The organism is Curtobacterium sp. 260, from assembly GCF_030803485.1.
GTDB lineage: Bacteria > Actinomycetota > Actinomycetes > Actinomycetales > Microbacteriaceae > Curtobacterium.
The window spans coordinates 1-13,763 of sequence record NZ_JAURUY010000013.1; the positions used below are offsets into that span (position 1 = coordinate 1).

14 protein-coding genes are annotated in these 13,763 nt (G+C 72.1%); 5 read left to right on the plus strand and 9 right to left on the minus strand.

The genetic code is table 11. The annotated features are described in order from the left end of the window. Positions 1-183: 183 nt before the first annotated feature. Complete coding sequence (locus J2X59_RS13240) at positions 184-864, minus strand: DUF3027 domain-containing protein (RefSeq protein ID WP_326496991.1); 681 nt, start codon at positions 862-864, stop codon at positions 184-186. Then, on the minus strand, positions 864-1,241 hold the full coding sequence (locus J2X59_RS13245; RefSeq protein ID WP_066656529.1) for a cold-shock protein: 378 nt from the start codon (positions 1,239-1,241) through the stop codon (positions 864-866). Before J2X59_RS13245 ends, J2X59_RS13240 begins: the two co-directional genes overlap by 1 nt. A gap of 55 nt (positions 1,242-1,296) precedes the next feature. Here J2X59_RS13245 and J2X59_RS13250 point away from each other — a divergent pair, with 55 nt between their 5' ends. The 5 genes from J2X59_RS13250 to J2X59_RS13270 all read left to right on the plus strand — a co-directional run bounded on the left by J2X59_RS13250 (position 1,297) and on the right by J2X59_RS13270 (position 7,697). Continuing rightward, a complete protein-coding gene (locus J2X59_RS13250) occupies positions 1,297-1,596 on the plus strand; it encodes a hypothetical protein (protein ID WP_066656531.1) in 300 nt (99 codons plus the stop codon). A gap of 28 nt (positions 1,597-1,624) precedes the next feature. Continuing rightward, positions 1,625-3,391 carry a helicase-associated domain-containing protein gene (locus tag J2X59_RS13255; RefSeq protein ID WP_251160902.1) on the plus strand — a complete coding sequence of 589 codons (1,767 nt, stop codon included), beginning with the start codon at positions 1,625-1,627 and terminating at the stop codon, positions 3,389-3,391. 98 nt (positions 3,392-3,489) lie between these two features. Then, positions 3,490-5,184, plus strand: a complete 1,695-nt coding sequence (locus J2X59_RS13260; RefSeq protein WP_066656535.1) for a DNA repair helicase XPB — start codon at positions 3,490-3,492, stop codon at positions 5,182-5,184. Between the two features lie 55 nt (positions 5,185-5,239). Beyond that, complete coding sequence (locus J2X59_RS13265; protein WP_056120555.1) at positions 5,240-5,935, plus strand: response regulator transcription factor; 696 nt, start codon at positions 5,240-5,242, stop codon at positions 5,933-5,935. Between the two features lie 61 nt (positions 5,936-5,996). Then, positions 5,997-7,697, plus strand: a complete 1,701-nt coding sequence (locus tag J2X59_RS13270; RefSeq protein WP_251155277.1) for a sensor histidine kinase — start codon at positions 5,997-5,999, stop codon at positions 7,695-7,697. A 166-nt stretch (positions 7,698-7,863) separates the two neighbouring features. Here J2X59_RS13270 and J2X59_RS13275 read toward each other — a convergent pair whose 3' ends face one another. From J2X59_RS13275 to J2X59_RS13305, 7 genes are all read right to left on the minus strand, one after another. Then, on the minus strand, positions 7,864-8,739 hold the full coding sequence (locus J2X59_RS13275) for a hypothetical protein (protein ID WP_326496992.1): 876 nt from the start codon (positions 8,737-8,739) through the stop codon (positions 7,864-7,866). 341 nt (positions 8,740-9,080) lie between these two features. Continuing rightward, positions 9,081-10,700 (minus strand): chaperonin GroEL, encoded by a 1,620-nt coding sequence (gene groL / locus J2X59_RS13280; protein ID WP_326496993.1) that lies wholly within the window; start codon positions 10,698-10,700, stop codon positions 9,081-9,083. Between the two features lie 258 nt (positions 10,701-10,958). Next, positions 10,959-11,162, minus strand: a complete 204-nt coding sequence (locus tag J2X59_RS13285; RefSeq protein ID WP_066656547.1) for a cold-shock protein — start codon at positions 11,160-11,162, stop codon at positions 10,959-10,961. Between the two features lie 159 nt (positions 11,163-11,321). Continuing rightward, a complete protein-coding gene (locus tag J2X59_RS13290; protein ID WP_326496994.1) occupies positions 11,322-11,912 on the minus strand; it encodes a LytR C-terminal domain-containing protein in 591 nt (196 codons plus the stop codon). Then, on the minus strand, positions 11,909-12,202 hold the full coding sequence (locus J2X59_RS13295; RefSeq protein WP_235426381.1) for a DUF3263 domain-containing protein: 294 nt from the start codon (positions 12,200-12,202) through the stop codon (positions 11,909-11,911). Before J2X59_RS13295 ends, J2X59_RS13290 begins: the two co-directional genes overlap by 4 nt. Positions 12,203-12,299: 97 nt before the next feature. Then, positions 12,300-13,298: a DUF2332 family protein gene (locus J2X59_RS13300; protein WP_326496995.1), complete on the minus strand. Its 999-nt coding sequence runs from the start codon at positions 13,296-13,298 to the stop codon at positions 12,300-12,302. Then, positions 13,295-13,762 (minus strand): GNAT family N-acetyltransferase, encoded by a 468-nt coding sequence (locus J2X59_RS13305; RefSeq protein WP_326496996.1) that lies wholly within the window; start codon positions 13,760-13,762, stop codon positions 13,295-13,297. Before J2X59_RS13305 ends, J2X59_RS13300 begins: the two co-directional genes overlap by 4 nt. Position 13,763: the final 1 nt, after the last annotated feature.

A 13,763-nucleotide genomic window follows, 5' to 3' on the forward strand; every position in this document is an offset into this window, starting at 1 on the left:
CGCGCCACCCCCCACACGGGCCGGGCCCCCCCCCCCCCATCCCCCTGGGGGGGGGGGGGGGGGGGCCGCCCCCCCCGGGGGGGGGGGGGGGGGGGGGGGGGGCCCCCCCCCCCCCCCCCCCCCCCCCGCGGGGGGGGGGGGGGGGCCCCCGGCCCCCCCCGCCTCCCGTCCGTCCGTGGCGCGTCAGGCGCCGTGGCGCTCCGGGTCCGTCTCGGACGGGTCGAGCCGGTCGAGCTCGAGGTCCTGGTCGGGGTCGGTCGGCCGGACGCGGGACGCCCGACGACGCGAGCCGCGGGAGCGCACCGGAGCGGGGTCCTCGGCGACGTCGTCCGCCGCGTCGTCATCGGAGTCGTCGTCCGCCGCGTCGACGTCGACGCCGTCGAGCTCGTCGTCGTCCGACTCCGCGAGGTCGTCCTCGTCGTCCTCGAACTCGTCGTCGTCGTCGTCCGAGGCGTCGTCGTCTGCCTCGTCGTCGTCCGGGTCGTCGTAGTCGGACTCCTCGGCGTCGTCGAGGTCGTCGTCCTCGTCCGACTCGTCGTCGTCCTCGTCGTCCGACTCGTCGTCGTCCTCGTCCGCCTGGCCGGCGCGGTACTCCGCCATCCGGTCCGCCCACGGCACCCAGTCCGGAGCGACCAGCGAGCCGTCGCCGGGCATCAGCTCGACCTCGAGCACGGTGGGCTCGTCGCCCTCGACCTGCGCGATCGAGACCGTCCAGCGCCACCCGGGGTAACCGGGCATCCGGTTCGAGAACAGGACCGAGACGACGCCGTCACCCTCGTCCACGGTGCCGACCGGCTGACCGACCGTCGACTCCGGCGTGACCTCGAGCAGCGCCTTCCGCGCGAGCTCCGTGTGGTCGATCATCAGGCGTCCAACTGGTCTGCGACGTGGCGCAGGATCGCGGCGAGGCGTTCGCCGTTCTTCGGGTAGCGCCCGTGGCGCAGGTCGCCGCTGACCCGGTCGAGCTCCTTCACCAGGTCCTCGACGATCACCGCCATGTCGTCGGCGGAGCGGCGGGACATCTTCGCGAGCGAGGGCGCCGGCTCGAGCAGCCGCACGGACAGCGCCTGCGAGCCCTTCTTGCCCTGCACGACGCCGTACTCGAGGCGGGTGCCGGCCTTGACCGAGGTGACGCCGTCCGGCAGCGAGGACGCGTGCAGGAAGACCGGCTCACCGTCGTCGCCGGTGATGAACCCGAACCCCTTCTGGTCGTCGTAGAACTTGACCTTGCCGGTGGGCATGCGTGGACTCCTCGTGGTCGTGGAACGGCCGTGGTGCGTCGGATATCCTGGGCCGATGGCCAAGCCGACCCGATCCACCGGGAACACGCGCGAACCCGCGGACACCCCGGTGACGTTCAATCGTACCGAACGCGTCCTCGGGTTCATGATCGGCGGCATCTTCATCGCCGGTCTCCTCTGCATCATCGCGATGGTCGTGATGTGGCTGACCGTCCCGAGCGCCAACGGATCGATGCCGTGGCCGGTGATCATGGCGGTCCCGCTCATCGGTCTGCCCATCGGCATGGTGCTGGTCCTCGTCCTGCTCGGACTGACCTGGACCAAGCGCGCCCGCGAGAACCGGTCGGACCGCTGAGGACCCGCGCGGACCGGAGCGGCGGACGATGACGACCACCGCCGACCTCGCCGCCCGGCTGCGGGGGATGTCCGACGACGAGCTGGAACGGCTCGTGGTCGCCCGCCGTCTGCCCGCGGCCGTCCTCGCCGAGTCCGGCCCGCAGCACGCGGCCGACTTCTTCGACCTCGCCGAGGCGCTGCGCACCGACGACGCCGTCGACGCCGCGCTCGAGCACCTGCCCCGAGCGACCCTCCTCGCCCTCCGCGACGGGTCGGCCGACGCCGACGCGCTCGCCCCGGCGGTCGCGCTGGGCCTCGCCGACGACGCGGGCGCGGTGGACGACGCCGTCGCCGGACGACTGGCCGCCCACGCCGAGGTCGCCGACCTCCGGCCGGGAGGCACGGCACCGGTCCGCCCCGCCGCGCCCGACGAGCAGGTGGCCGACCAGGAGCGCGCCCGCGCGACCGGCGCGGAGCGTGCGTTCACGACGATGACGGTGCTCGCCGAGCTGCTCCGCGCGGTCGATGCCGGCGAGGTCCGCGAACTCGTCAAGGGCGGCATCGGCACGCCGCTCGCCCGGACCCTCGGCGAGCGCGTCGGCACCGACCCGGACGTCGTGCCGGACCGGCTCACGCTGCTGGACCGCACCGGCCTCGCGCACCCCGGCGAGGGGCGCTGGGCCGTGTCGTCCGAGGGGCGCACCTGGCTCGTCGCGGCCTGGCCGGACCGCTGGGTGGACCTGGCCGGGCGGTGGTGGCGCTCGCTCGACCCGGCCGTGCACGACGTGCTCCGGGCGGCCGACGACGACCTGCACGACCTGGTCGCCGTCGGACGCTGGGCCTTCCCGGCGGGCGCCCGGTGGCTCGACGCCGTCCTGCTCGACGTCGCCGGCACCGCCGAGGTCCTCGGGCTCGCGGTCGACGGCACGGTGACGGCGACGGGCCGAGCGGTCCTCGACGGCGATGCCGACGCCGCAGCCGACGACCTGCCGCCGACCGTCGACGGCGTCTACCTGCAGCACGACCTGACGGTCATCGCCCCGGGGCCGCTCACTCCCGCCGACGACGACGCACTCCGGAGCGTCGCCGACCTCGAGGCACCGGGGTTGGCCGCCCGGTACCGCGTCTCCGAGGACTCCGTGCGGCGGGCGGTCCGGGCCGGCAGCACGCGTGAGGACCTGCTCGCGCTGCTGGACCGACTCTCGGCGACCGACGTGCCGCAGCCCCTCACCTACCTCGTCGACCAGGTGGCGTCGCGGGACGGCGGCCTCGTGGTCGACGTCGCGCCGGACGGTCGCGGGGCGGTCGTGCACGGGACGCCGGACCAGCTCGACCTGGTCGGGGTCGACGCCGAGCTGCGCCAGCTCACCTGGGAACGCGCCGACCTGACGACGCTCACCGCCCCGCACCCGCCGCACGTGGTCCACGCGGCGCTCGAGGAGCAGCGGTACCCGGCCGTGCTGACGGCCGCTGCCCGCCCCGTGGCCTCGGACGCGCCTCCCGGCCGTCGGCGTGGTGGCGCCGGTCGGACGCCGGAACAGGCCGCCCATGCGCTCGTGGAACGCCTGCGCCTGACGACGGAGCGCGGCGACGCGGAGCCGGAGCAGGAGTGGCTCGGGCGGCAGATCGACCTGGCGGTGCGCGGGAAGACGCCGATCCGGCTGACCGTCCGCATGCCGGACGGGTCGGAGCGACCGATCTCGATCGTGCCGACGTCGGTCGCCGCCGGACGGGTCCGCGGCCGTGACACCGCGGTCGACGTGGAGCGGACGCTGCCGCTGTCGCTCGTCGTCGCGGTCGAGAGCGAGGCCTGAGCCGCGCGTCCCTGCACAACCGTGCCCCGCGAGCCGGTTCTCCACCGTTGCGCAACGGGGGCGGCGGCTCGCAGCCGCGCCGCCTAGGCTGATCCGTCATGAACGGACCGCTGATCGTGCAGAGTGACCGCACCGTGCTCCTCGAGGTCGCCCACCCCCAGGCCGAGGACGCCCGGCACGAGCTCGCGGCCTTCGCCGAGCTCGAACGCGCCCCGGAGCACGTGCACACCTACCGGATCACGCGCCTCGGGCTCTGGAACGCCCGCGCGGCCGGGCACGACGCCGAGTCGATGATCGGCACGCTCGAGCGGTTCGCGAAGTTCCCGGTCCCGCAGAGCGTCACGGTCGACATCCGCGACACCGTCTCGCGGTACGGGCGGCTCGTCATCCGGCGCGAGGAGCGCGAGGACGCCCCGGCGATCGCGAACTCCCCGAGCGAGGAGCTCGAGCGCCAGCCGCTCCTGCTCCTCACCGCCGAGGACCCGTCGGTCCTGGCCGAGGTCACCCGGTCGAAGCGCATCAAGCCCCTGCTCGGCGACCAGCGCTCCCCCTCGGAGATCGAGCTGCAGCCCTGGGCACGCGGGCAGGTCAAGCAGGAGCTCGTCAAGCTCGGGTGGCCGGCGGAGGACCTCGCGGGCTACACACCGGGGCAGCCGCACCCGATCGACCTCGACACGGCGTCCTGGCACATGCGGCCGTACCAGGAGCAGGCCGTCGACACCTTCTTCGCGCAGGGCTCCGGCGTGGTCGTGCTGCCGTGCGGTGCCGGCAAGACGCTCGTCGGCGCCGGGGCGATGGCGACCGTCAAGGCGACGACGCTCATCCTCGTGACGAACACCGTGTCCGCCCGGCAGTGGCGTGACGAACTCCTGCGCCGGACGACCCTGTCCCCCGAGGACATCGGCGAGTACTCCGGTACCACGAAGGAAATCCGTCCCGTCACGATCGCGACGTACCAGATCCTGACCGCTCGGCGGAAGGGCGAGTACACGCACCTGTCGCTCCTCGATGCCCTCGACTGGGGCCTGATCGTCTACGACGAGGTCCACCTGCTCCCCGCGCCGGTGTTCAAGCTCACCGCCGACCTGCAGGCACGGCGGCGGCTCGGGCTCACGGCCACCCTGGTGCGCGAAGACGGCCGCGAGAGCGACGTGTTCTCGCTCATCGGGCCGAAGCGCTACGACGCCCCGTGGAAGGAGATCGAAGCGCAGGGCTACATCTCCCCGGCGGCCTGCTACGAGGTGCGGATCGACCTCCCCCACCAGGACCGCCTGGAGTACGCGGCGTCGGGTGACGACGAGCGCTACCGCATGGCGGCGACCTCGCCGGCGAAGACCCCGGTGGTGCGCGAGCTCATCGAGAAGCACCACGGCGAGCAGATCCTGGTGATCGGGCAGTACATCGACCAGCTCGACGACCTCGCCGCGTCACTCGATGCCGCCGAGATCACCGGGTCGACACCGGTCGACGAGCGCGAGCGGCTGTTCCAGGCGTTCCGCGAGGGCTCGATCGACGTGCTCGTGGTGTCGAAGGTCGCGAACTTCTCGGTGGACCTCCCCGACGCCACCGTGGCGATCCAGGTGTCCGGGTCGTTCGGCTCCCGACAGGAGGAAGCGCAGCGTCTCGGCCGGTTGCTCCGCCCGAACAAGGACGGCCTGCCGGCGTCGTTCTACACGCTCGTGACGCGGGACACGGTCGACCAGGACTTCGCGCAGAACCGGCAGCGCTTCCTCGCCGAGCAGGGGTACGCGTACACGATCCTCGACGCCGACCAGGTGCTGGCGGCCGCGTAGCCACCACACGACCCGCTCCCAGGAAACCTCTAGGGAACGGTCAGAGGATGGGACCATGACCGATGGCCCCAAGATCCTGATCGTCGACGACGAGCCGAACATCCGCGACCTCCTCACGACCTCGTTGCGCTTCGCCGGGTTCGCCGTCCGTGCGGTCGGCAACGGGGCCCAGGCGATCTCCGCCGTGCTCGAGGAGGAGCCCGACCTGATCATCCTCGACGTGATGCTCCCGGACATGAACGGCTTCGGCGTCACCAAGCGCCTCCGCTCGTCCGGGTACACGTCGCCGATCCTCTTCCTCACCGCGAAGGACGACACCGAGGACAAGATCACCGGGCTCACCGTCGGCGGCGACGACTACGTCACCAAGCCGTTCTCGCTCGACGAGATCGTCGCGCGCATCAAGGCGATCCTCCGTCGCACCATGAACGACGAAGAGGACGCGATCATCCGCGCCGGCGAGCTCACGATGGACCAGGACACGCACGAGGTCACGATCGGCGACGCGCAGATCGAGCTGTCCCCGACCGAGTTCAAGCTCCTGCGCTACCTGATGCTCAACCCGAACCGCGTGCTGTCGAAGGCGCAGATCCTCGACCACGTGTGGGAGTACGACTTCAACGGCGACGCGGGCATCGTCGAGTCGTACATCTCGTACCTCCGCCGCAAGCTCGACCAGTACTCGACCGAGCCGATCATCCAGACGAAGCGCGGGTTCGGCTACATGCTGAAGGCGTCCAAGGCGTCCTGACGCCGGGCACACGGCGACCGTCCGGTTTCACCGGGCGGTCGCCGCTTATCGTTGGGGCAGCATGCACACGCGAATGAGCCACTGGTGGGACGGGATCTCCCTCCGCACCAAGATCACCGGCATCACGGTGCTGCTCGTCGCGCTCGGGCTGCTCGTCGCCGGGCTCGGCACCATGACGGTGCTCTCGACGTACCTCATGCAGCAGCTCGACAACACGGTCAAGCAGACGTCCGAGCAGCTCGAGGGCCAGAACATCAGCGACGGTCAGCAGTACTGCACGCTGTCGATCGTCCTGTCGCCGAGCGCCTACGTCGCGGCCTACGACTCCCGCGGCGACAAGATCTGCCAGACCCGCGCCTCGAGCCGACCGGACATCCGCTCGCTCGACTTCTCCGCCGCGGCGCAGAGCTCGCAGCGGTTCTCGCTGTACGACAGCCAGCACGACCACGAGTGGCGCGCGCAGATCATCCCGGCGTCGCTGCAGAACCAGTCGAGCGGTACCTCGGAGACCGGGTACGTGCTCGTCGCCGTGTCGAGCGCCGACACCGACAAGACCATCGGCCGCTTCACGATCATCTTCCTGGGCTTCGGCATCTCGGTGATCCTGCTCGGCGCGATGCTGACACGGCTCCTCGTGACGGCCACGTTCGACCCGCTGCGCGACGTTGAGGACACCGCGGCCCGGTTCGCCGCCGGTGACTTCAACCAGCGGCTCGAGGCCGACACCCCGAACACCGAGGTCGGTCGCCTCAACCGCTCGCTCAACGCGATGCTCGAGCGGATCGACTCCGCGTTCGAGGACCGCGAGCGGACGATCGACCAGATGCGCCGCTTCGTCGGTGACGCCTCCCACGAGCTCCGCACGCCGCTGGTGTCGCTCCGCGGCTACGCCGAGCTCTACCGGATGGGGGCGCTCCGCAAGGAGGAGGACGTCGCCCAGGCGATGGACCGCATCGAGAAGGAAGCGCAGCGGATGGGCCTGCTCGTGCAGGACCTGCTCCAGCTCGCCCGCATCGACGAGTCGAAGCCGCTCGAGCTCGGCCCGGTCGACCTCGTCGCCATCGCGCGCGACTCGGCACTCGACACCATGGCGTCGAACCCCGACCGCGAGATCCAGGTCCTCGTCGAGGACGCCGTGACGGGCGTCAGCGTGCCGCAGGCCGTCCGCCCGGGTGCGTTCGGGCAGGTCGACACCGGCGAGACGCCCGTCTCCCCGCCGTCGGCGAACTCGACCGGCCCGATCGCGTTCTCGCGGCAGACGATCGCGCGCCTCCGTGCCCGCCGCAACCGCGCCATGGGCGTCGAGGGCGGCGTACCGACCGACGAGACCACACCCCTGCCGACCGTCGTGCTGCCGGCCCGTCCGCCGATCGTCCTGGCGGAGGAGAACAAGATCCGCCAGGTCGTGACGAACCTGATGGGGAACGCCATGCGCTTCACCGCGCACGACGACCCGATCGAGATCGGCATCGGCGTGGACGACGACCTCGGCATGGCCCACATCGACGTCATCGACCACGGCGAGGGCATCCCGCCGCAGCTGCGCGAGAAGATCTTCCAGCGCTTCTGGCGGGCGGACACCTCGCGCGCGCGGGACACCGGCGGCTCGGGCCTCGGCCTCGCGATCGTGTCGGGCATCGTGCACGCGCACAACGGCTCCGTCGAGGTGTTCGACACCGAGGGCGGCGGCGCGACCTTCCGCGTCTGGCTCCCCCTGCTCCCCCGCGACTACACCCCCACCCCGAAGTCCCCCGCCGCCTGACGCGCCGGCCCCGGCCGTCGCCGCCCGTTCTGGTCGCACGGCTTGCCGCTCAACTCCGGCCGACGCGGCATGTCGTGCGACTCGAACGGTCGCAGGCGGCAGGTCGTGCGACCGGAGCACGGCGCGGACCTGTGGGAGCGAGCGACATCAGAGCTGCCGGACCGGCTCAGGAACGGGCGGCGAACGCTTGACGGAGTCGCTCGAACAGCACCGCAGGTCGAGCCGCGTCGGCAGCCGTCGCGTGCACCACGATCCACCCGTTGACAGCGAACCCGTTCCCTCGGCGTTGATCGTGTCGGAAGACGTCGCGCTCGCGGTGATGGTCGCCGTCGTACTCGAGCGCGATACGGAGCTGTGGCCAGCACATGTCCACCCGTCCGAGGAACGTACCGCGCTCGTCGAACACCTCGTGGTTGAGCTCGGGCTCCGGGAATCCTGCATCCACGACGTCGAGGCGGATCAGCGTCTCCATGAGTGACTCGCTCCCCGGACGCACGGCCTCGAGTGCAGCCCGCGCGAGGACGACCCCGTGCCCGCGGGGACGGAGCGCACGCGCGAGATCCTCGATCGTGGCGAGTCCCGCCCGTCCGACGAGGTGGTCGCCGAGGACGACGAGCGCTCGGAAGTCGAAGAGGGTCGCGCACTCGGCCCAGGCGCGGGCCGGCGTGCTGACCGGGAGGCCGTCCTGCTCGACGGTCTCGTCGTCGGCCACACGATGGGCCGTGACACCCGGACGCCGCATGAGGCTCGCTCCGCCGATGGTCGCCACGTGTACCCGCGACCCTTCGCGGTGTTCCCTCGGCACCGGCGCTCCCCACACGCTGACTGCGGTCGTGTGGCTGAACCGCTGGTCGGGGCGGAGCACCAGGGCGATGCAGTCGACCAGGCTCGCGTCGCGGTCACGAGGCACGCGGACGCCGTGGACGGGGCGCCGGAGATCAGCGCGGCGCATGCGGCTCGTACCCTCGCCGTACCGACGAGCTTGTGCGACGGTGAAGGCCCGTTCCGCGAGGCCGTTGGGCAGTGCGCGCGGAGTGGTCATGCTCGTAGCCTGGAGGCGCACGGCACCACCCGAGCCAGAGGCGGGCGCACCTGTGGAGAACGACCGCAGCCGAGCCTCCCGTGCGGGAGAAGCACCTACGTCCTGGTAGCACGGCATGCCGCGCGCGGTCGTTGCGGGCGCATGACCTGCCGTCGCTGCCGGTTCTGAGCGGCAAGTCTTGCGACCGAAACCGAGCCAGGGCTGCCCGGCCCGGCCCGGCCGCCGCCCGCCGGCCCGCCGGCGGCCGCCCGCACGCGGCCGCCCGCCGGCGGCGCCCGCCGGCGGCCGCACGCGGAAGGGCCCCGCACGCAGCGCGTGCGGGGCCCTTCCGGCTACCGGGACTAGAAGTCCATGCCACCCGTGGGGTCGCCGGCCGGCATGGCCGGGTTCTTCTCCGGCTTGTCTGCGACGACGGCCTCGGTCGTGAGGAACAGACCGGCGATCGACGCGGCGTTCTGCAGCGCCGAGCGCGTGACCTTGGCCGGGTCGATGATGCCCGCGGCGACGAGGTCGACGTACTCGCCGGTCGCGGCGTTGAGGCCGTGGCCGGACTCGAGCTCGCGGACCTTGGCGGCGACGACGCCCGGCTCGAGACCGGCGTTCAGCGCGATCTGCTTGAGCGGCGCGTCGATCGCGACGCGGACGATGTTCGCACCGGTCGCCTCGTCACCCTCGAGCGAGAGCGTGTCGAGCACGACGGACGCCTGGATGAGGGCGACGCCACCACCGGCGACGATGCCCTCCTCGACGGCGGCCTTCGCGTTGCGGACGGCGTCCTCGATGCGGTGCTTGCGCTCCTTGAGCTCGACCTCGGTCGCGGCACCGGCCTTGATGACCGCCACACCACCGGCGAGCTTCGCGAGGCGCTCCTGGAGCTTCTCGCGGTCGTAGTCGGAATCGGTCGCCTCGATCTCGGAGCGGATCTGACGGACGCGGCCCGCGATCTGCTCGTCGTCGCCGGCACCCTCGATGATCGTGGTCTCGTCCTTGGTGATGATCACCTTGCGGGCCTTGCCCAGCAGGTCGAGGGTCGCGTTCTCGAGCTTGAGGCCGACCTCTTCCGAGATGACCTGGCCGCCGGTCAGGATCGCGATGTCCTGCAGCATGGCCTTGCGACGGTCACCGAAGCCCGGTGCCTTGACGGCGACGGACTTGAAGATGCCGCGGATCTTGTTCACGACGAGGGTCGCGAGGGCTTCGCCGTCGACGTCCTCGGCGATGATGAGGAGCTGCTTGCCCGCCTGGATCACCTTGTCGACGACCGGGAGCAGGTCCTTGATGTTGGAGATCTTCGAGTTGACGATGAGGATGTACGGGTCCTCGAAGACGGCCTCCTGGCGCTCCGGGTCCGTGACGAAGTACTGCGACAGGTAGCCCTTGTCGAAGCGCATGCCCTCGGTCAGCTCGAGCTCGGTGCCGAAGGTGTTCGACTCCTCGACGGTGACGACACCCTCCTTGCCGACCTTGTCGATCGCCTCGGCGATGAGCGCACCGATGGTGGGGTCGGCGGCCGAGATCGACGCGGTCGCGGCGATCTGGTCCTTGGTCTCGATGTCCTTCGCGTTGGCGAGGAGCTGGTCGGAGACGGCGGCGACGGCCTTCTCGATGCCGCGCTTGAGCGACACGGGGTCGGCGCCGGCGGCGACGTTGCGGAGGCCCTCGCGGACGAGCGCCTGGGCGAGCACGGTCGCGGTGGTCGTACCGTCACCGGCGACGTCGTCGGTCTTCTTGGCGACCTCCTTGACGAGCTCCGCGCCGATCTTCTCGTACGGGTCGTCGAGCTCGATCTCCTTGGCGATGGAGACACCGTCGTTCGTGATCGTGGGGGCGCCCCACTTCTTCTCGAGGACGACGTTGCGGCCGCGCGGGCCGAGCGTCACCTTCACGGCGTCGGCCAGGGTGTTCAGGCCGCGCTCGAGGCCACGACGGGCCTCCTCGTCGAAAGCAATGATCTTAGCCATGTGAGTTTCTCGTCCCTCCCGGACGTCGTGCGTGGGGGTCGTACTGGCACTCAGCGCAAGCGAGTGCCAACGCCGATTCTGGCACTCGCCGGGTGTGAGTGCAACACAGTCGGGAGGCGCGGCTCGACTTCCCAGGACACGTTGCGGCCGGGACCCGGCACGGTCGGCCCGGGTGGTGGCTGCTCGGCGGGCGGGGCGCCGTGCACGACGAACGCGCCGCCCCCGAGGGGACGGCGCGTCGGTCGAGTGGTCCTGGGCTCAGGCGGGACGGACCGCCTCCGCCTGCGGGCCCTTCGACCCGGTGCCGACGTCGAACGTCACCGCCTGGCCCTCCTCGAGGACCTTGTACCCCGACATGTCGATCGCCGAGTAGTGCACGAACACGTCCTGGCCCCCTCCATCCACGGTGATGAAGCCGAAGCCCTTCTCGGCGTTGAACCACTTCACGGTTCCGTTGGCCATGATCTCTTGCTCCCTGGTGCTGCAGTTGCGGACGACGCCATCGCCGTCTGGCGATGACTCTCGTGCAACAACGGCGGCAAGGCAAGAGGTGTGACGTTCTTGCACGCCGATCGCGTCAGAAATCAACGTGCCCGAAACACCTCCGTCACACAGCGCGCGTCAGCCGCCGTAGTCGGCGCCGAGCACGACGCTGACGTCGGCGTTCGGGAACGCCGACGACTGCTCCACCGTCGCGATGCCGAGCGCCTTCGCCACACCCTGTGCCACGGCCTGCTGCTCGGGCTGCTGGTAGTACACGACCGAGGTCGTCGTCCCCGTCGTCCCGGCGTCACCCGTCGAGGCGACCTGCCAGCCCGCGGTGGTCAGTGCGCTGCTGGCGCGGGCGGCCAGACCGGTCGTCGTCGTGCCGTTCAGCACGACGACGCTCGTCGCGCCCTGCGCCGAGGGCTCCGCAGCGCTCGGCTCCTCGGAGGCGGGCGCCGACGGCGACTCCGAGGGCGACTCCGACGGCGCGGCCGACGCCGACGAGCTCGACGACGGGCGCGGCGACGAGGTCGACCCCGGGAACGAGTAGCTGCCGTTCAGCAGCGCGAGCACGAGGACACCGACGAGCACGAGCACACCGGTCGCGAGGGCGCCCCAGGCGAACGCGATCCACCCGCGTCCACGACGACGGGCACCGCGGTGCGCTCCGACCCGGGGGCCGTCGGTGACGTCGTCGAACCGGTCTCGCGGGAATCTCTCGGTCATCGTTCCTCTTCACGGGGATCGGGCGCGGGGGCGACGAACGCGCGCGCCGCTCGTGCTCGGGTGCGTGCGTGCCGGAGCCGCTGCAGCCGACCGACCAGCTGGGGGTCGAGCGCGAGCGCGGCGGGAAGGTCGATCACGCGGTTGAGCACCTGGTAGTAGCGCGCCGGCGACATGTCGAACTCGACCCGGATCTCCGCCTCCTTCGTGCGGTCGTGCCGCGCCCGGTCGTGCTCGAACGCGAGCACGCGCTGGTCGAGCTCGCTGAGCTCGTCGGTGGGGAGGGCGGTCACGGCACTTCCGGTCACGGTTCGGTCACGGGTCTCGCACATCGTAGGGGTGCCCGGCGGTCCGACCCTGGCACGCCGCTGGACTGTCGCGAAGCCCGGTTCAGGCTCCGGGCCGCGGGAACCACCGCACCCGGACGCCGAACGGGTCGCAGACCGCCGTCGCCACGCCGTCGAGCGACACCGTGGCGAAGGCGTCCGGGTCCGCCGGGTCGACGTCGTCGGGCAGCGTCGCGGCCACCCCGCGCAGGGTGCCCGTCCGTTCGACCGCGACCCAGTGCACGCCACGCTCGGCCAGCCGGTCGACCACGCGCTGGCGGTCGGCACCCGGCACGTAGACGAGGGTCCCGGTGGTGAGCACCACGGGGCGGACGCCGTCCGGCAACGCGTCGAGTGCACGGTCGAGGTCGCCGGGCAGCGTGCCACGGATCCGGACGGGAGGCACGGCGAGCGTCGCGCGCGCCGCCTCGCGCATCAGGGCGGTGCGGTCCGTCGCCTCGGGCGGGACGGCCTCGACCAGCCGGTCGAACGCACCGGGCTCGGCGAGGTCGATCGGGTTCGGGTCGAGGGCGACCCGCGCGCCGATCCGGATCGGGGTGCCGGCCGGCTCGGGGACCGCGCCGCTGGCGTCGACCGTCAGGTGCACCGACGGCTCGGCGACGGCGGTGTGCACCCGGACCGTGCCGTCCCCGGTCCGGTGGTCGAGCGTCACCCGGTCCGGGATCGAGCAGAGCCCGGCGGCGGCCCCGGCGTCGACGAGGCCGAGCGGCCGCGGGTCCGCCGCGGCGAGCGCCGCGAACAGCGGGACGACGGGACCGAGCCGCCGCGGGTCGTTGGCCTGCACCGTGGCGGCGGCGAGCGCCGTGACGAACGCGGCACGGGCCTCCCGGCCGAGCGCACGGAGCGCTCCGGGGTCCGACGGGTCGGCACCCAGCCGACGTGCGACGGCGAAGACCAGCTCCGGTTGCCGCTGCTGCTCGGGGACCGCGTCGAGGAGCGCGACCAGGTCGTCGTCGACCGAGCGTGCCCATGCCGCGTACGACGGCGAGGCCGGAGCGATGCGCGCCGCGTAGGTGGCGTACCGCTCGCGCGTGCCGGTCACGGGCGGTGCATGCCGACGTGACGGATGCCGGCCTCGTCGTAGGGCGCACCGAACCGGACGAAGCCGTGGCGTTCGTAGAGGCCCGCGACGTACTCCTGGGCGTGCAGGACGAACGGCTCGTGGCCGTGCGCCTCGAGCACCCCCGCGACCAGCCGTCCGGCGATCCCCTGCCCCCGGTGGTCGGGGTGGGTGGCGACCCGGCCGATCACCCAGGCCGGCGGCTCGCTGGCCGCGGGGTGGTCCTCGTCCGGGGCGGGCCGGACGAGGCGGAGGTACCCGACCGGATCGCCGTCCGCTCCGAACCACCAGTGCTCGGTGTCGGGCTCGCGGTCACGGCCGTCGAAGTCGTCGGCGGTGACCCGCTGCTCGAGGGCGAAGACGCGGTTCCGCAGCCGCACGATGCCGTACAGTTCGTCCGTCGTCAGGCGGGTCCAGCGGGCGTGGCGGACGGAATGCTCGGACATC